This window comes from Pseudorhodoferax soli, assembly GCF_003337555.1.
Lineage (GTDB): Bacteria > Pseudomonadota > Gammaproteobacteria > Burkholderiales > Burkholderiaceae_C > Pseudorhodoferax > Pseudorhodoferax soli.
The window spans coordinates 116803-134454 of the sequence record NZ_QPJK01000007.1 but is presented as its reverse complement, the minus strand read 5'-3'; the positions used below and the strand labels follow the sequence as shown (position 1 = coordinate 134454).

Annotated in this window: 18 protein-coding genes; 9 read left to right on the top strand and 9 right to left on the bottom strand. The window is 67.8% G+C overall.

From position 1 onward, the window contains the following. On the top strand, nucleotides 1-640 hold a 640-nt coding region (locus tag DES41_RS23685; RefSeq protein WP_425466388.1), incomplete at its 5' end, for a nitroreductase. Between the two features lie 16 nt (nucleotides 641-656). Here the strand turns inward: DES41_RS23685 and DES41_RS23680 are convergent. From DES41_RS23680 to DES41_RS23655, 6 genes are all read right to left on the bottom strand, one after another. Beyond that, nucleotides 657-1829: an acetyl-CoA C-acyltransferase gene (locus DES41_RS23680; RefSeq protein ID WP_114470134.1), complete on the bottom strand. Its 1173-nt coding sequence runs from the start codon at nucleotides 1827-1829 to the stop codon at nucleotides 657-659. Between the two features lie 2 nt (nucleotides 1830-1831). Then, on the bottom strand, nucleotides 1832-3346 hold the full coding sequence (locus tag DES41_RS23675; protein WP_114470133.1) for an AMP-binding protein: 1515 nt from the start codon (nucleotides 3344-3346) through the stop codon (nucleotides 1832-1834). A gap of 12 nt (nucleotides 3347-3358) precedes the next feature. Next, nucleotides 3359-3940 (bottom strand): biotin transporter BioY, encoded by a 582-nt coding sequence (locus DES41_RS23670; protein WP_114470132.1) that lies wholly within the window; start codon nucleotides 3938-3940, stop codon nucleotides 3359-3361. A 71-nt stretch (nucleotides 3941-4011) separates the two neighbouring features. Then, nucleotides 4012-4605, bottom strand: coding sequence for an energy-coupling factor transporter transmembrane component T family protein (locus DES41_RS23665; RefSeq protein WP_114470131.1), 594 nt, complete (start codon nucleotides 4603-4605; stop codon nucleotides 4012-4014). Further along, nucleotides 4599-5363, bottom strand: coding sequence for an energy-coupling factor ABC transporter ATP-binding protein (locus tag DES41_RS23660; RefSeq protein WP_425466392.1), 765 nt, complete (start codon nucleotides 5361-5363; stop codon nucleotides 4599-4601). The genes DES41_RS23665 and DES41_RS23660 overlap by 7 nt, the downstream gene beginning before the upstream one ends. Nucleotides 5364-5571: 208 nt before the next feature. Next, the gene (locus DES41_RS23655) at nucleotides 5572-6516 is read right to left on the bottom strand and encodes a LysR family transcriptional regulator (RefSeq protein ID WP_114470130.1); all 945 of its coding nucleotides are present in this window, start codon (nucleotides 6514-6516) and stop codon (nucleotides 5572-5574) included. A 166-nt stretch (nucleotides 6517-6682) separates the two neighbouring features. On the opposite strand from DES41_RS23655, the gene DES41_RS23650 reads away from it, so the two are divergent. From DES41_RS23650 to DES41_RS23640, 3 genes are all read left to right on the top strand, one after another. Continuing rightward, nucleotides 6683-7873, top strand: coding sequence for a CaiB/BaiF CoA transferase family protein (locus DES41_RS23650; RefSeq protein ID WP_114470129.1), 1191 nt, complete (start codon nucleotides 6683-6685; stop codon nucleotides 7871-7873). A 16-nt stretch (nucleotides 7874-7889) separates the two neighbouring features. Continuing rightward, on the top strand, nucleotides 7890-9083 hold the full coding sequence (gene acdA, locus DES41_RS23645; RefSeq protein ID WP_114470128.1) for a 3-sulfinopropanoyl-CoA desulfinase: 1194 nt from the start codon (nucleotides 7890-7892) through the stop codon (nucleotides 9081-9083). Nucleotides 9084-9145: 62 nt separating this feature from the next. Then, nucleotides 9146-10111, top strand: a complete 966-nt coding sequence (locus tag DES41_RS23640; protein ID WP_114470127.1) for a Bug family tripartite tricarboxylate transporter substrate binding protein — start codon at nucleotides 9146-9148, stop codon at nucleotides 10109-10111. A gap of 62 nt (nucleotides 10112-10173) precedes the next feature. On the opposite strand, the gene dsbG is transcribed toward DES41_RS23640, so the two are convergent. Further along, nucleotides 10174-10797, bottom strand: a complete 624-nt coding sequence (gene dsbG, locus DES41_RS23635; RefSeq protein ID WP_245965850.1) for a thiol:disulfide interchange protein DsbG — start codon at nucleotides 10795-10797, stop codon at nucleotides 10174-10176. 230 nt (nucleotides 10798-11027) lie between these two features. On the opposite strand from dsbG, the gene DES41_RS23630 reads away from it, so the two are divergent. Further along, a complete protein-coding gene (locus DES41_RS23630; protein WP_114470125.1) occupies nucleotides 11028-11519 on the top strand; it encodes a GNAT family N-acetyltransferase in 492 nt (163 codons plus the stop codon). A 250-nt stretch (nucleotides 11520-11769) separates the two neighbouring features. On the opposite strand, the gene DES41_RS23625 is transcribed toward DES41_RS23630, so the two are convergent. Beyond that, nucleotides 11770-12855, bottom strand: a complete 1086-nt coding sequence (locus DES41_RS23625; protein ID WP_114470124.1) for a YeiH family protein — start codon at nucleotides 12853-12855, stop codon at nucleotides 11770-11772. Between the two features lie 117 nt (nucleotides 12856-12972). On the opposite strand from DES41_RS23625, the gene DES41_RS23620 reads away from it, so the two are divergent. From DES41_RS23620 to DES41_RS23610, 3 genes are all read left to right on the top strand, one after another. Beyond that, nucleotides 12973-13917, top strand: a complete 945-nt coding sequence (locus tag DES41_RS23620) for a LysR substrate-binding domain-containing protein (RefSeq protein ID WP_114470123.1) — start codon at nucleotides 12973-12975, stop codon at nucleotides 13915-13917. Nucleotides 13918-14064: 147 nt separating this feature from the next. Beyond that, nucleotides 14065-15228, top strand: coding sequence for a CaiB/BaiF CoA transferase family protein (locus DES41_RS23615; RefSeq protein ID WP_114470122.1), 1164 nt, complete (start codon nucleotides 14065-14067; stop codon nucleotides 15226-15228). Between the two features lie 5 nt (nucleotides 15229-15233). Beyond that, complete coding sequence (locus DES41_RS23610; RefSeq protein ID WP_114470121.1) at nucleotides 15234-15983, top strand: enoyl-CoA hydratase/isomerase family protein; 750 nt, start codon at nucleotides 15234-15236, stop codon at nucleotides 15981-15983. On the opposite strand, the gene DES41_RS23605 is transcribed toward DES41_RS23610, so the two are convergent. Further along, nucleotides 15965-16756: an IclR family transcriptional regulator gene (locus DES41_RS23605; RefSeq protein ID WP_114470120.1), complete on the bottom strand. Its 792-nt coding sequence runs from the start codon at nucleotides 16754-16756 to the stop codon at nucleotides 15965-15967. The genes DES41_RS23610 and DES41_RS23605 overlap by 19 nt on opposite strands. 215 nt (nucleotides 16757-16971) lie before the next feature. On the opposite strand from DES41_RS23605, the gene DES41_RS23600 reads away from it, so the two are divergent. After that, nucleotides 16972-17436, top strand: coding sequence for a PaaI family thioesterase (locus tag DES41_RS23600; RefSeq protein ID WP_114470119.1), 465 nt, complete (start codon nucleotides 16972-16974; stop codon nucleotides 17434-17436). Nucleotides 17437-17652: the final 216 nt, after the last annotated feature.

Below are 17652 nucleotides of genomic sequence, written 5' to 3'. Positions count from 1 at the left end.
ACGCGCCTCGACTCGCCGCTTCGCGCAGCAGGAGGTGCCGCAGGACTGGATTGGGCAGATGCTGCAGGAAGCCCGGTGCGCGCCGAGCGGTGCCAACCTGCAGCCCGGTGAGTTCATCCAGGTCGTCGGCTCCGCGCGCCAGCGCTTGTCGGGTGCGCTCGTCCAGGCCTACCGCGACGGAGTGCCCGCGCGCGAGGACTACAGCTATTTCCCAGTTCCGATGCCGATGGTTCTGCGCCGTCGCCAGGTGGCTGCCGCGCAGGCCTTGTACGGCGCTCTGGGCGCCGCGCGCGACGACAAGGCCGCGCGGCAGGCCCAGTTCGAACGCAACTTCCGCTTCTTCGACGCGCCCGTCGCCGTGCTGGTGACCATCGACGCACGCATGGGCAGCGGCTGCTACATGGACCTGGGCATGTGCCTGTATGGCTTCATGCTGGCCGCCGCAGCGCGCGGTCTGGGCAGTTGCGCGATCGGCGCGATCGCGTCCTATCCAGACATCGCCCGCGAGGCGCTGGGACTGGATGCCGGTCAGGCAGTCGTTTGCGGCCTGGCCGTTGGCTACGCCGATCCAACCGCGCCAGAGAATGCCGTGCGGACGGCGCGGCGCGAGGTGGGCGAGTACCTGCGCGTGGTGAGCTGATTCTGCCCTGGAGGGCTCACAGCTTCTCGATCAAAGCCGCCGAGCCCAGCCCGCCGGCGGCCGCAACGGCCGCCAGCCCCCGCGCGCCCGTGGGAGCTTCGCGCGCCATGTCGGCCAGCAGGCGCACCAGGCTGATCGCACCGGAAGCGCCGATCGGATGTCCACGGGCGATCCCGCCGCCGCCGCGGTTCAGGCGCTCGGGTGCGATGGCCAGTGCTGCCGCGAACGCAAGTGCCTGCACGGCGAAGGCATCGTGCAGCTCCACGCCCCACAGCGCATCGGGCCGTAGTCCGTGCCGCTGCAGCAAGGCCTGCGCCGCGTGGCCGGCGGCCAGCAGCGGCATCTCCGGCGCCGTGCCGAGCGCAAGTCCACCGCACCAACGCAGCCTGGCCTCGCATCCGAATGTGGCCGCCGCGCGCTGCGAGGCCAGCAGGACGAAGGCTGCGCCGTCCGCCTGCGGCGAGATCGACAGCCGGCTGACGGCGCAGCTGCGGGTGTCGCCGGACTGGCCAGCCGAGGCGGCCGCGAACGCCTCGACCGGCATGCGTGCGACACGCTCAACCGTCAACGCCCGTGCGTAGCTGTCGTGTGTGGCCGTGCCGATCGGGACGATCTCCTCCGCGAGGAGGGCATGTGCCGCTAGCGTGCGGGCGTGGCTCAGGATGGCGAACGCGTCCTGCGCGGTTCGCGAGATCGCCGCTTGGAAGGCATGCTCGGCCGCCGCCTGCGCGAGATCTGGGTCGCGCGCCGGATCGGGGGCGAATGCGGGCCGCTCGTAGGCGACAGGCAGCGCGCCGGCCTCGCGCGGGCGGTGCTGCCGGATCGGCGCACGGCTCCATGCCTCGGCACCACCCGCCACGACCAGTTGGGCCTGGCCGCTCGCAATCAGGCCGGCGCCCAAGGCCACGGCGTCGAGGCCCGAGCAGCACTGTGTGTCGACGGAAAACGCCGCGACCCGGTCGGGCAGCCCGGCCGCCAGTGCCACCATCCGGGCCGGATTGCCTCCGGCGCCTAGCCCATTGCCGCAGACCAGGCCGTCGACAGCCTCTGCGGCGATGCCGCTGCGCGCCAGCAGTGCTTGCACGACGGGCGCCCCGATCTCATGGGCCGCCAGCTGCGCCAGGCCAGCGCCGCGGGGCTGCACGGCACTGCGCGCCCAGCCCAGGAGCACGGGAGCTTCCGGTGCCATGTTCAGCTCTGGCGCCAGGCAAGCATGCGCCAGGCGGAGCGGCCATCGGCGGCGCCCGCCAGCTGACGCGCGAGCGCGCCATGGTCGGTCTTGCCGCTGGCCGTTCGTGGCCACTGCGCGCAGACGTAGAAACGGCGCGGTGTCTTGTACGGCTCTAGCCGCGCGCGGCACCAGTCCACCAGCGTGGCGCGGTCGACCGTGGCTTCGAGCTCGAGCACGGCGACGGTGCGCAGGCCGCGCACCGCGTCGCCGACGGCCTGCACCGAGACGGATGCGACCGACGGGTGTTCGGCCAGGACGCTCTCCACCTCCTCTGGGAACAGGTTCTTGCCCTGCACCACGAACATCCGTTGCTGGCGGCCAGCCAGGTGCAGCAGGCCCTGGTCGTCCAGATGGCCCATGTCGCCCACCGACAGCCAGTCGCCGTCACGTAGCAGTGCCCCGGGGCCTTGCGTCGGCACCGGCGTGACATAGTCGCTGAACCCCATCGGGCTTCGCACGTAGATCCGTCCTGGCTGCGCCGCGCCGGACTCGGCGCTCTCGGTACCGGTATCGGTATGGGTGGGCACGATGCGCAGCTCCACGTTCGCGAACGGCCTGCCCACGGCACTCGCGGGCAGCTCGGCGTGGCTGTCGGTCCAGGCGATGAAACTGGTCTCGGAGGCGCCGTAGAACTCGACGATGCGTGCGTTGGGGAACAGCTGGCGCAACTGCGGCGTGCGCGCGCGCGGCCAGGGCGCACCACTGACCATGACCAGCTGTGTCGATGCGATCGGAAGAGGACCATGCCGGCGCGCCTGCTCCAGCATGAGAATCAGCTGACTGGGCACGGCCACGAGGCTTTGTGCGGCTCCGCTGGCCAGCGTGTGCAAGGCGGCGCTGGCGGAGAAGCGCTGCTGCAGATGGACCCCGGCCCCGGACCAGATGCCAAGCAGCGCTCCGAACAGAAACAGCGAATGGGAGAGCCGGCCCGGTGCGAGCAGAGGCGTGCGGGCCGCGGGCCCGAAGGCGTCGATGCAAGCCTCGAAGCTGCTCGTCCACGATGTGTGGCTGCGCACGAAACCCTTGGGCAGACCGGTGCTGCCGGAAGTGAACCCCACGTAGAAGGCATCGTGCGGCAGCGCCGACACACCGGTCATGGCGAGACGTTCCTCGACCTCGCGACGCACCTGGGCGGACCAATCTGGGTCGCCCACGACCGCGGCGTTGCCGGCTGTCAGCACCGCGAGGAATTGCATCAGCTGTGCGCCGGGCGCCAGCGCGTCGTCGACCCATGCGGGCAGCGGGCTGCTGCCGTCAGTCGGCGCCGCGCGCGGATCCGCTCGGACTCTGCGTGCGAGTTCTGCGAAGTCCAGGCGCTGCGCGCCATCGGAGATGGCCAGAGCGTCGGGCTTGTGCGCTGCCCAGTAGGCCAGCGGCGCGTGCACGGTGTCCCAGCAGGGAAGGCTGGAGCGCGGGGGCGCGCCCCCGCTCGCAGCTTCATCGGTCGCCCCGTCCCGTGCGTGGTTGCTGTGCATGTCGGGTGTTCCTCAGCGGGCCAAGCGCCAATGCGGCAGGCCACGCACCACGGTCTGCACGACGACGGCACACAACGCGCACTTGACCAGGTCGCCGGGGATGAAGGCCGCACTGGCCAGCGCGGCCTGCGACAACGTGAGCTTGGCGATCAGCGTGAGGCCAACGATGCCGAAGCCGTAGACGACCACGATGCCGCCGAGCAGCGAGGCCACGAAGGCCGCTCCGAGCAGAGCACGCCCCTGCAGGTGCGACAGCCGGCGCATCACCAGGCCCGCCACCAGGGCACCGAAGGGCCAGCCGACCAGGAAACCGGCCGCGGGCGAAACGAATGCCCCGAACCCGCCACGGCCACCGGCCAACAGCGGCAGGCCAAGGGCGACCAGGAGCAGCAGCAGGCACACGGCGAGGAAGCCGCGCCGCGCGCCGAGGAGGCAGCCCGCCATCATGACGCCCAGGGTCTGCAGCGTGATCGGCACGCCGAATGGCAGGTCCAGCTTGGGGATCATTCCCATCACCGCGATCAGGGCTGCGAACAACGCGATGTGGGCGATGGAGCGGGGCGATCGTTCGGGTTGGGAGGATGGCATGGTCATGGAATCGAAGGGTGAAGGGGAGAGGGGGAGAGCGGTCGGGGAGCGTGCGGGATGTGCGGGATGTGCGGGCCCTAGCGCCCGAGCCGCGCTGCCAGCGCGTCGGCGACGCGGTCTGCTGTCTGTAGCGTGCGCAGGGTGAGCGGGGCGAGCAGCCGCAGCCCGCCGCCGCGGCCGGTGCGCGCGCGGTGCGCGTCGTCCAGGCGCTGCCACTGGCCATGGAAGACATCGATGAAGCGCAGAACGAGGGCGAGCGCCAGGGCGAGGCGGCCGGTCGGGATGCCGAGCGCCTGCAATGGCCGCAGCAGCGACTCCAGCACATCGAGCAGGTCGTCGAAGCGTGTGGTCAGCGTGAGCATCGTGGCCAGCAGGATCCCCGTGACGAGACGCAATGCGCTGACGACGCCCAGCGCCGGAGACCCGACCCATGCGTGGAATGCAGCAATCAGGACGGCCATGACAACGACAGCGCGCAGCCGGGGCAGCGCGCGCCACGCCGGCCTGCCCAACGAGACGAACAAGGCCAGCACCATGGCGCAGCCGCCGAGCAGCCAGCGCAGATCGCCCACCAGCAGCAGTCCGGTGCCGAGCACGCACAGCGACGCGAGCTTTGGGCCGGCCGCCACGCGGTGCAGCCAGGTCTTCTGCGCGGCATAGAGGCTCAGCACGGGAGCGCGTCCATGCAGGCCGGCATTGCGTCCGCGCGGCGTTGGACATCGGCGCGGTAGGCGTCACAGACCTCGTGCCCGGGCCCGTCTTCGCGCACCCGGCCCCGGTCCAACCAGAGCACGCGTTCGAAGCCGCGCACCTGGTCGAGCACGTGGGTGGAGAACACCAGCTGTTGCGCGCCTGCGAGGATCTGGTGCGAGAGCCGGTACTGGCTCGGCAGGTCCAGGCTGGCGAACGGCTCGTCGAGCAGCAGCGTGGCCGGGCGGCCGATCTGCAGCGCGAGCAGGCAGACCTGCTGGCGTTGCCCCTGGCTCAATTCCGCGATCGCACGCTCGCTCCAATGCCCAAGCCCGCGCGCCTGCAGGAAGTCGCGCGCCTGCTGGCGAGCTTGCCTGCGCGGCACGCCCTGTGCGCTGAGCGTGAAGCCGACCTCTTCTTCGACGGTGGGGCAGATGATCTGGTCATCGGGATTCTGGAACATCAGGCCCACCTGGCGCGGCAGGGCGGCCCGCTCGCGACGCGCGTCGAGGCCGTGTACGCGCACCGTGCCGCTCTGCGGCTGCTCGAGGCCAGCGATCAGACGCAGCAGGCTGCTCTTGCCGGCGCCGTTGTCGCCGATGAGGCCGATACGCGGTTCGTGCAGGCGCAGCGTGAGCTTGTCGAACAGCAGCTGGCCACCTCGCTCGAGCACGATGGACTCGAGATCAATGCAAGTGGAGGGAGACGGAGTAGGCACGGGAGTCAGTGAGCGCGGCAGCACGACGAAGAGCGTCGAACCTGTTCGCCGCGGGCCGAGAATTCTAGGACGCGGGGATCGTTGCTCACAGAACTCTTCGTGCAGCGCTGAAAGCGCCAGCCAGTCCGTGGCGGGGCCAACGCGTCGAGGCTCGTGGTTGCGCGTGCCTTGGTTTCGAGGAGGTCCGGCGCTCGATGTGCTCTGCGCTGGACCGCGCGAGGGCGCCGCCTCAGCCGAGCGCCACCAGGGCGCGTACGTGCGCCTCCGGCTTGGCCGACAAGCCCTTTGCGTTGGCTTCGCGGACCTGGTTCCACAATGCGCGCGCGACCGGCGAGAGCTTGCGCTCGTCCAGGCACGCCAAGCCGACACGGCGCGTCGAGGTCGGGCGGATGCGTCGGTACACGACGCCCTTGTAGTCCAGCGGAAGGACCAACGAGGCCAGCACCGAGATGCCCTGTCCGCGCTTGACGAACTCCAGGATCGACAGGATCTGCGTGAGGTCGTGGACGATCTTGGGCTTGACGCCTGCCTGGGCGAACATCTTCGCGATCACCGGCTGCGAGCCGGCGTGCGTCATCACGAACGGGTACTCGGCCAACGCCTTGACCGGGATCGTCTCGAGCGCTGCCAGAGGGTGCAGGGGCGGCAGGACGGCGAGCAGCTCGTCCACGGCAAGCATCTGCGTGTCCAGGTCGATCTTGGGCAAGGCCACGACGCCGACCTCGATGCGCCGCTCGACCAGATCGCGTTCGATCTCGACGTCGGGCTTCTCTGTAACGAAGACATCGATTCCCGGATAGCGCTGCTTGAACTTCTCCAGGATCGGAGGCAGGACGTTGAGGGACGAACTCGCGCCGTGGGAGCCGACCGTCAACAACCCGCTCTGCAGGTTCGCGCCAGCGCTTGCAGTCGCCTTGATGATCTGCAGCGAGGCGAAGACGTCGCGCACGTGGGGAAGGATGGCCTCGCCGGTCGGCGTCAGCCGCACGCTGCCGGCACTTCGGTCGACGACGTCGGTGCCAAGCGCCGACTCCAGCGCCCGCAAGGCGTGGCTGGTTGCCGAAGCGGTCATGCCCAAGCGCGCGCCCGCACTGGCGATGCCTTCGGCGGAAACCAGCATCAGCAGCAGTTCAAGTTGCCGCAGGGTGGGCCCGCCAGCATTGGATTCGGTCATGGTTGCGGGTGCGCGAGATTGAAAAAAGCTTCAATTGATCATGAAGTTTGTGAATTCTAGACTCATCCGACAACTTCACACGGACCATGACCCGGACTGCACCAACTTCCCAGGAGCGGCTGTCGGAGCCTCGACACGTCGCGATCCCACGTCTAAAGGAGACTACATGAACGGCTTGACCCCGGGCGCGCTTGCAGGCTTGCGCGTGCTGGATCTTTCCCGCATCCTCGCGGGGCCGAGCGCCACGCAACTGCTCGGCGACCTGGGCGCAGACGTCGTCAAGGTGGAGAAGCCCGGCGAGGGCGACGACACCCGCAAGTGGGGCCCGCCGTACGTGCGAGACGCACAGGGGCAGGCAACCGACGAGAGCGCCTACTACCTGTCCGCGAACCGCAACAAGCGGTCGATCGCGATCGACATGGCAAGTGCGGAGGGCATGGAGCTCCTGCATCGCCTTATCGACAAGGCGGACGTCCTGATCGAGAACTACAAGGTCGGCTCCCTGGCCAAGTACGGACTGTCGTACGAGCAGCTCAAGGAGCGCTATCCCAGGCTGATCTACTGTTCCGTGACGGGGTTCGGTCAGACCGGTCCCTACGCGTCGCGCCCCGGCTATGACTTCCTCATCCAGGGGATGGGCGGCATCATGAGCCTGACCGGCGAGCCGGATGGCCGGCCGATGAAGGTCGGTGTCGGCATCGCCGACGTCATGACCGGCATGTACGCGGCTGTCGGCATCCTGGCCGCGCTGCACGAGCGCGCAGCCAGCGGCAAGGGCCAGCACATCGACATCTCGCTGCTCGACACGCAGATCGCCTGGCTCGTGAACGCCGGGACGAACTACCTGGCCGACCGGGAAGTGCCGACACGGCTCGGCAACGGCCATCCGAACATCGTGCCGTACCAGGTGTTCTCCACGCAGGACGATCCCATGATCCTCGCCGTGGGCAACGACGCCCAGTTCCAGCGCTTCTGTGCCGTGGCGGAGATCCCCGAGGTCGCCGCCGATCCGCGCTTCGCGACGAACGTGCTGCGCATCCAGAACCGCGTGACCGTGTGCGAGCTCGTCGAGGCCCAGCTCAAGAAGAGGCCGCGTGGCTTCTGGCTGGAGGCGCTCGAACGCGTGAACGTGCCCTGCGGCCCTGTGAACGATCTGCGGGCCGTGTTCAACGATCCCCATGTCCGCGCCCGCGGAGCCGAGCTGACGATGGACTGCGAGTGGGCGCAGGGCGGCCAGATCAGCTTGCTCGCCAATCCGCTCAAGCTCTCCCGCACCCCGCCTTCGTACCGCTTTCCACCGCCGCGCTTGGACGAGCACGCCGGCCAAGTGCGACACGACTGGCTTAACGACCACTGACACGAGAGGAACTTCCATGTACGACATCACCCCCGCGCAGCGCGAGCTGCAAGCCCGCGCACGTGAACTGGCCCAGAGCAAGTTCGCCCCGACCGCCGCCCAGACCGATCGCTCCGAGGAGTACCCCTGGGCCAACATCGAGCTGCTCCGCAAGGAAGGCTTCATGGGCATGACGCTGCCCAAGAGCATCGGCGGCCAGGGTCTGAGCTACCTGGACGCGGTCATCGTGATCGAGGAGATGGCCAAGGTCTGCGCGACCATGGGCCGCATCACCGTCGAAGCGAACATGGGCGCGATCGGCGCCATCGCGAAGTACGGAACCCCGGAACAGCTGAAGATCGCGGCCGAGCTGGTGCTCAATGGCGACAAGCCAGCCATCTGCATCTCCGAGCCCAATGCCGGCAGCGCTGCCAGCGAGATGACCACGCGCGCGGACCGCCGCGGCGACGACTACATCCTCAACGGCGAGAAGTACTGGATCACAGGCGGCGGCGTCTCCAAGCTGCACCTGATCTTCGCGCGCGTCTTCGACGACGGCGTGGACCAAGGCATCGGCGCGTTCATCTGCGTGCGCGAGAACGAAAAGCCCGAGCAACTGGTGATCGGTCGCCGCCTGTACGCCATGGGCGTGCGCGGCATCCCCGAGACGCACATGGAATTCCGTGACCTGAAGATTCACAAGTCCATGCTCGTCGTGCCGCCGGGTGGCCTGCGCCGCGGCTTCGCCTCGCTGATGACGGCCTACAACGCGCAGCGCGTCGGCGCCGGCACGGTGGCCCTCGGCATCGCCCAGGGCGCATTCGAGGAGGGCGTGGCCTATCTGAAGAGCCGCCAGCAGTTCGGCCGTCCCATCGCCGAGTTCCAGGGCCTGCAATGGATGGTTGCCGACATGTCGGTGCAACTGGAAGCCGCGCGCCTGCTGCTGCGCCAGGCCGCCACCAGCGGCGAGGACTTTCCGGACATCGACAAGGCTGCGCGCGCGAAGATCTATGCGGCCGAGACGGCGAACAAGGTGACGAACGACGCCCTGCAGTTCTACGGCTCGTCGGGCTACGGTCGCCACAACCCGATGGAGCGCCATGTGCGCGACGCGCGCATGTTCACGATCGCCGGCGGCACCGCGCAGATCCTGCGCACGCAAGTGGCTTCCAAGGTCCTGGACATGAAGCTGCCCCAGACCCGCGACGGCTTCTCCAAGCTCGCAGGCTAAGTCCTGGTCCGGCGCCGAGGGCCCCAGGCCCCTCGGTGCCGATCCGATCAAGAGGAGACAACATGAATCGAAGAACTCTGTGCACGGCCGCAGCCATGGCCGGCATTCCCTGGGTCTCGGCACTGGCCCAGTCCGAGTACCCCAACCAGGTCATTCGCCTGATCGCGCCCTATGCCCCGGGTGGAACGGTGGACATCCTTTCGAGGGCGCTTGCCGAACGTCTGCAGCGCGATCTCGGCCAGTCGGTGATCGTGGAGAACCGAGGCGGCGCGGGCGGTACGATTGGTGCGGACGTGGCATCCAAGGCCAAGCCCGACGGCTACACGGTTCTCTTCGGCGCCGTGCACCACGCGATCGCGCAGTCCGTGTATCCCAAGCTCGGCTACGACATCCGCGACCTCACGCCGATCGGGTTCCTCGGCCGCGTGAACCACGCTTTGATCATCAACAACGCGCTGCCTGCCAAGAACGTGCGCGAGCTCGTGGCCTTGCTCAAGGCCGAGCCCCAACGGTACAGCTACGCGACCCCGGGCGCCGGCACGATGCAGCACCTGATGGCCGAGTACTTCAAGAACGCCACCGGCACCCAGATGACGCATGTGCCATACCGCGGATCCAGCCCGGCCATGGTGGACGTGATCTCCGGAAATGTGGCGCTCATGTTCGAAACCATGCCTTCCGCGCTGCAGCACATCAACGCGGGCAATGTGCGTGCGATCGCGGTCACGGCGAAGGCGCGCTCACCGCACCTTCCCCAGGTGCCGACCATCGCCGAGAGCGGTGCCCCGAACTACGACGCCACCAGCTGGTACGGTCTCTACGCTCCCGCGAAGACGCCGCAGGCGGTCGTCGATCGCCTCAACCTGGCGATCAACAACGCGTTCAAGGACAAGGCTTTCGTGGAGCGTTGGGTCAAGCTTGGTGCGGATGCCGGCGGAGGTACGCCTGCCGAGCTGAAGAAGCTGACCGTCGACGAAGTCAGCCGCTGGGGCGAACTCGCCCGAAGCGCGAAGATCACGATCGACTGAGCCGCGTGACCGAGCCGCGTCCCGCGCGCCGCATGGCTGCCGCGGGACCGGACGGCCGGCGATCAGCGTTTGCCCAACACCGAAGCCAGGCCGTCCTCCGTTTTGGGAAATCCAGCCATGGCCGTGACCTCTCCGCGCGCATCGCGGTAGACCAGGGCAGGCGTTCCACGGAAGCCGATCGAACGCATCAGGCGCAGATTGTTCTCCAAGGTTCTGGCCGTGTTCTCGGGCACGGCGGGCAGGGGCGAGACGCCGCCACGGTCGTACGCCTTCTCGTGGTCCTGGATGGCCTGTGCCGGATCCTTGGCACCGAGGATCGCTGCGGCCTTGCGCGCGCTGTCCGGCCGCACCAGGCCCACGATGAGATAGCGCAGCTGCACCTTGCCGGCATCGACCCAGGGCCGCGAGGCTTCCCAGAAGCGATGGCACCAGATGCAGTTCGGATCGCTGAACACATACACGATGCGTTGCGCGGCCGCGCCGCCGCCGGAGATCCACGGCGCCTTCTCCAGGTCGCTCCAGAGGACCGAAGCGTCGTCCACTGCCGGTTGGCTGGCCGGCGTCCGGCCTGCGAAGAGCCCAAGCGCAGCTCCGCTGGCGCAGATCAGGTGACGACGGGAGAATTCGGTCGGACGGGATTGCATTGGTTTGTTCGTTCCTGGTGTGATCATCTCGGGGACGCACATGCGGTCGTGAAGCGCGTGCGCAAGGTTGTGGCTTGGGCGAAGGACGCATCCGTCGACGGGCCTTGGCCGCCAGAGAGGCTCTGTCCATGGCGTGTCCGTGGCCCAGACCTGCACACCCGGCGCCCCGTCCGGGTCCCCGATGCAGGGACAGAAGTGGCCGAGGAAGGCGGGCTCAGGCTAGCATGCCAAGAGTCGGCACCGAATGCGCCGGCACAGTGAGGTTCAGACAGATGCATGCTCCAACGTTCAGGTTTGCGACGCCCTCGGATGTGGATCGATGCCACGAGATCGAGTTCCGTGCGTACGAGGGCGACGAGGCCGCAAGCCGGGAGAAGATTGCCAAGCGCATTGCCGAGTATCCCGAGGGCTTCCTGCTGATGCAGTTCGGCGATGAGGTCGTGGGCTTCATCAACAGTGGCTGCGCGAACGAGGTCGTGCTGGCGGACAACTCGTTCAAGGAGCTCAAGGGGCACGACCCCCAGGCGCCCCACGTCGTGATCATGTCGGTGGCCATCGACCCGCTGCGCCAGGGGGCGGGGTTCTCCATCCCCCTGATGGACGCCTTCGTGAAGGCCATGCGCGAGAGAGGCAAGCGATCTATCCATCTCATGTGCAAGGAGCGCTACGTCGACCTGTATTGCCGCCTCGGCTTCAGCTACGCGAAGCTCTCGGCCTCCGATCTCGCAGGCATCACCTGGCACGAGATGCGCATGGACCTGTGACCCCTTGGCCTCCGACTGCAACATCGGCCGGGCGGCGGGTTGGCTGCACGCACGGACGGTCCGGCGCGGGCCGCGACGGTCTTCGCTGCGCCCGACAAAGATGACTGCGGGTGGCCGGCGACGCCGCCAACCCCTGGGAGCGCCACCGCGTCGCGAGCGCGGGAGGCTGGGTGACCTGGTCCGCGCGCTCGTGGCACGCCGTGCTGGTGCACCGGCGAAGGTGCGGCGTGCTGGCTGTTTCGGCTTGCGCTCAGGCAAGGCTTGTCATCACGAGGCGGTTGATCAGGCCGCCGCCGATGACGAGCCAGATGAACAGGACCAGCGCGAGCAGAAGTGGCTTGAGGCCGGCCTGCCGCAAGGCGCTGACGCGTGTGGAGACACCCAGCGCGGCCATTGCCATCGCCAGCACGATGGTGTCGAAGGTCTCGATGGCCTTGGACGCCGAGGTCGGGACCATGCCGAAGGAGTTGAAGAGGACGACCAGGACGAAGCCGACCGCGAACCATGGAATGATGCTCGCGAGCTTCTGACGGCCTGCGGTGGCCGCGCCCTGGCGTTGCTGGCGTGCCAACCACGCAGCGATGCACATCAGGAACGGCGCCAGCATCATCACGCGGACCATCTTGGAGATCACGGCGGTGTCGGCCGCCTCGGCCCCGATGGTCTTGCCGATCGCGACGACCTGCGCCACTTCGTGCACCGTCGATCCCGTGTAGATGCCGAAGCCCAGCATGCCGCCAGGGATCAGGTGCAGGTCGGCATTCAGCGTGTAGAGCAGCGGATACATGAAGATCGCGATGGTTCCGAAGACGACCACCGTCGCGATCGCGACGGCGACCTGCTCCGCGCGCGCCTTCACCACAGCCTCGGCACCGATCACCGCAGCGGCGCCGCAGACCGAGCTGCCGACGCCGATCAACATCGAGGTCTTCGGGTCGAGTCCGAACCATCTGGCGCCCGCGTAGCAGGCCAGCAGGAACGTCGAGACCAGCACCGCTGCGTCGATCAGGACGCCAGCGAGGCCCACATGGCCGACATCCTGGAGCGTGAGGCGAAAGCCGTACAGGATGATGCCCAGGCGCAGCAGGCGCTGCTTGGAGAAGTTGATGCCTGCGCCGACGCTGCCGTGCCAGGCACCCGGCATGAAGTTGCCGACGAGCATCCCGAAGACGATGGCCAGCGTGAGAGCGCTGAAGCCGTGGCTCTGCATCCATTTAGCTTGGCTGACGGACATGGCCGCGGCGGCCAACGCCGCCGAGAGAAGGACGCCGGCGAAGAGCCGCGTGGGAGCATTGGCGGATCCGAGCGCCGATGCGCCGGCTGGGGTTGAGGACATGGTGTGCGTGGGGCGAAGTTGAGAAGCGTTGCGCCAAATTCTTTGGCGCCCCCGCTCGCGCGTCCAACGTCTTGTCTCGGTAGTGCTTAGCGATTCGTTCGATAGGAGACCATCGTCTTGAACCCCCTTCGCCTGACCCTGCGACAGCTGCAGATCTTCGTCGCCGTTGCCCAGTCTGGCAGCACGAACGCAGCGGCGCAGGCCGTGGCGCTTTCCCAGTCCGCCACCAGCTCCGCTGTCAACGAACTGGAGCGCCTGCTTGCGGTTCAACTGTTCGACCGCACTGGAAAGCGGCTGTACCTGAACGAGAACGGCCGGGCCTTGTTGCCGTTGGCCCTGGCGCAGATCGATGGCGCGGCCGAGATCGAGAGGTTGGCGGTCGATCCGGACGCGATGACGTCGCTGCGTCTTGGGGCGAGCACCACCATCGGCAACCATGTCATCCCGCGCATGCTGCCGATGTTGCTCGGCGGCGGCGAGTTCGGCGCGCGGTCCGCGTCCGCCAGCGCGACGGTGCGCATCGGCAACACGGAGGCCATCTGCGATGAAGTGGCGAGCTTTGCGTTGGACGCCGGGCTCGTGGAGGGGCCGTCCGGCAATGACGATCTCGTCGAGACGCCTTGGTTGCAGGACGAACTCGTTCTCGTCGCGTCGCCGACGCTGGCCGGCGAGCAGCCTGAACCCGTGTCCTCAGGGGCTCTGGCCGGCCTGCGATGGTTGCTGCGCGAAAAGGGGTCCGGCACCCGCGAAGTGACCGACCAGTTGCTGCTCCCCTATGTGCGGCGCTACGGCAGCAGCCTGGTGCTGGGGAGCTCGGAGGCGATTGTCGGTGCCGCGGCGGAAGGCATCGGAGTCGCCTGCCTCTCGCGCTGGGTGGTGGACAGCGCGGTTGCCAGTGGAAGGCTTTGCATTCTTCGGACGGAGATCCCCAGGATGTCCCGTCAATGCTACGTCGTCACCCACCGGAACAAGCACGCCACTCGCGGGCTGAAGCGGTTCCTGGATCTGGCCGACCAATGGGGCCGGTCGATGGCACGAATGCCGGGGTACGCGCAGGGCTGACATGCCGAACAGTTCCCAACTATTGGGAATCTCCGAGAGAAACTTGTTGACTCCGAGCAGCCGGTGCTACGCTGCGCGCGCCGCAGACTTGGCGGGCCCGCCTGCTCGCCGAGTTCATGCCGTGCATATGCCGACAAGGAGATTCGCATGTCCAGCCACCTCCCGCTCGAGGGAGTCAAAGTCATCGAGGTGTGCAACGTTGCCGCAGGCCCGTTCTGCGGCATGTTGCTTGCCGATCAGGGAGCAGACCTGATCAAGGTCGAACACCCGCAAGGCGGCGACACGCTGCGCAGCTGGCCGCCGATCACGCAGGGGTTCAGCGAGAACTTCGCTTCGCTCAACCGCAACAAGCGTTCGGTCGCACTCGACCTCAAGGACGCCGAGCATGTCGCGCTGTTCCGACGTTTAGTTGTCGATGCGGACGTCCTGGTCGAGAACAACCGGCCAGGCGTGATGGACCGGCTGGGTGTCGGGTACGCCGACCTGTCCGCGCTGAACCCGCGCCTCGTCTACTGCTCGATCTCCGCTTACGGACAGACCGGCCCGCGCTCGGGCGAGGGCGGATTCGACCTGACCGTGCAGGCGATGAGCGGGATCATGAGCGTGACCGGAGAGCCGGGCGGCGCCCCTGTGAAGTGCGGCGTACCGCTCGCCGACTTCTCGGCAGGCCTGTACGCTGCGTTCTATATCGCTGCGGCGCTCCGCGAGGTGGCGAAGTCTGGAACGGGCACGCACATCGATGTGCCGATGCTGGGGGCCACTCTGGGCATCTCGGCGCTGCAGACGTCGGAGTACTTTGGCAGTGGGATCGATCCGAAGCCTTTGGGCTCGGCGCATCCGCGCAACGCGCCCTACAGGGTGTTCCGCTCGCGCGACGGACACTTCGGACTCGCCGCCGGCAACAACGCGCTTTGGGCGTCGGTCTGCGAGGTTGTCGGCCGGCCCGAGCTGCTCGAGGACAACCGCTTTGCGACCCCGACGCTGCGTGCCTCGCACCAGCAGGCGCTTCTTGAGATCCTCGAGGCGGTCTTCGCGCAAGAAGACACCGCGACCTGGCTCGCGCGGTTCAGGGACGCAGGCGTCCCGTGCGCGCCCATCAATTCGTATTCCGAAGTCCTCCAGGATCCGCAGGTCCAGCACATGCAGTGGGTCCAGCCGCTCACGCTTCCGAATGGCGTGAGCACCAAGACGTTCGTCTCCCCGATCCGGATCGGCGGCGCGGTGCAGGGCGTGCGCCGGGCGCCACCGACGCTGGGCCAGCACACCGATGAAGTGCTCGGCGAGCTCGGCAACACGCACACGAGTCGCTGACGGCCATGTCCTTCGAACGTGTCGATGACCTCAGCAGCGAGGAGCTCGAGGCAGCGCGGTGCGGTGACGTGTGGGCGCTGACGCTGAGCCGCCCGACCAAGCTCAATGCGTTGAATGCTTCAATCGTCGACTCGCTGATCCGCGCGGTGCAGGAGATCAATGCCTGTCGGCCGAAGGTGCTGGTTCTCCAGGGAGCAGGGCGCAGCTTCTGTGCGGGCTTCGACCTGGGCGACATCGAGGAGCAGTCGGACGGCGACCTGCTGTTGCGCTTCGTTCGCATCGAAACCCTGCTGCAGGCAGTCGCGCAGTCACCGGCGCTGACCGTTGCGCTTGCACAGGGCAAGGTCTACGGCGCCGGGGTGGATCTCGTCGCTGTCTGCAGGCAGCGCTGCATCGTTGCCGACGCCACCTTCCGCATGCCCGGCCTGAAGTTCGGCGTGGTGCTGGGCACCCGACGCTTCGGGGAGATCGTGGGCCGCGAGCAGGCGCGCTCAGTGCTCGAGCGCGTGGAGAGCTTCGACGCGGCCACGGCCGTGCGAATGGGCTTCGCCCACCGAATCATTTCCGAACCGGAGCGTGAGAGCGTCATCGCCTCTGCCATCCAGACGGCGAGCATCCTGGACGACCAGGCGCGCGCCGAGCTCTACGGCGTGCTGAGCCCGCTGCATGGCGACGCGGACCTTGCCGCGCTCGCACGATCTGCGGCCAGCCCCGGTCTGAAGGAACGCCTGGTGCGCTACGCGCAGGGCCGGTAGCCAGTGCTGCAGGCGCGCAATGGATCGCCCGGCGAGTAGCCCAGTGCGATGGACAACTCGCGCGCCATGGCCATGATGCGCGGTGCAAACCGGCGCACCTGCACGGGCGAGAGCCGCGCGGTCGGGCCCGAGATGCCGAGCGCAGCGATGGGGCGGGCCAGGCCGGTGAAGATCGGTGACGCAATGCCACCCACATCTTCGCGCCACTCGCCCCGGTTCACGGCGTAGCCGCTGCGGCTCGCGTTCTCCAGCTCGACCTGCAGTTCGTCGCGAACGACGATCGTCGAGGCGGTGAATTGGGTCAACCGCGAGGGCAGGGCGCTGGCGGCTGCCGCACCGCCTCCGGCCAGAAGTGCCTTGCCTGTCGCGACGGCATGCGCGGGTGCCCTGCCGCCGACATGCGAGTAGGCACTGATGGGTTGGGCGCCTTCGACCTTGTCGATGTAGATCACCTCCGCGCCGTCCAGCACCGAGAGATGGACGGCGTGGCCTGTTTCCTCGGCGAGCCTGGCCATGTGCGGTTGCGCCAGGCGCCGGATGTCGCGCCGACCCAACTGGCGCACGCCGAGGGCGAACATCTTCATCGTTCCCCGATAGCCACGCGTCTCTTCGCGCTCGACATAGCCGGCGTGGATGAGCGTTTGCAGCGTTCGATGCGCGTTGCTGTGGCTCAATCCCGTGTGCTGGGCCACATCGGCGATCGTGCGGGCATCGCTACCCAGATCTGCCAGCGCCTCCAGAACCGCCAGCCCTTTCAGCAAGGTCCGGTCCATGATGTCCGTGGTTGTATTGCAGGGGTCGGCAGAGTAGCACGCCATCCCTTCGACTGTGGTGGATGCAGTTCCGAAATTCAGCAGCGTGGCGAACGATGGTTGAATCCAGATTCAATTGAACGTGAGCGGGCTGATGCATACGATGCCGTCCAGTAAATGCGGTTCGAGCTGACCGGGGCTTCTGCCCGGCCTGCGCCGCGCCGACCAGGACCTCCATGACCTTGAACGCAATCCAGGACGCTTATGCGCCGCTGTTCTCCCACTGCTTCGGATGCGGTTCGGCGAACCCCCATGGACATCGGCTGCGCAGCTACCTGAAGGGCAGCGAGACGGTCGCCACCTTCGTTCCTGAGGCCAAGTACTCGAGCGGCATCGCGGACAACGTGTACGGGGGGCTGATCGCGGCGCTGCTGGACTGCCATGGAACGGCCTCGGCCGCTGCTTTCTGCCAGAGGTCCGAGCGGGACAACGGCGCTGCGTGCCCGCAGCTGCCACGGTTCGTGACGGCATCGCTGAACGTCAACTTCAAGCGGCCTACGCCGCTCGGCCCCGAACTGCAGCTCAAGGGGACGCTCCTTTCTCTGGTTGGCCGCAAGGCCTTGATCGGGCTGGAGCTGAGTGCCAATGGCGAAGTTTGCGTCGCTGGCGAGATGCTCGCGATCAGGCTCGTGAACAGCTGACGCGCACTGCGCCGGCGCTGCGGAACAGCGCAAGGATCGACAGGATGCCACGGACACCAGGGGCCTGAACGCGCCTGGCGGCTCGCGCCTCCGACAGCAGCCAAGCTCCGCGGTGCCCCGCGCCGTGGAGGGCAAAGGCGCGCGTCCCAACACCCTCCGCCTGAACCCGCGGCTTCGCGCGCGCTTGCAGGCCTTTGATTCCACCTTGCCGAAACA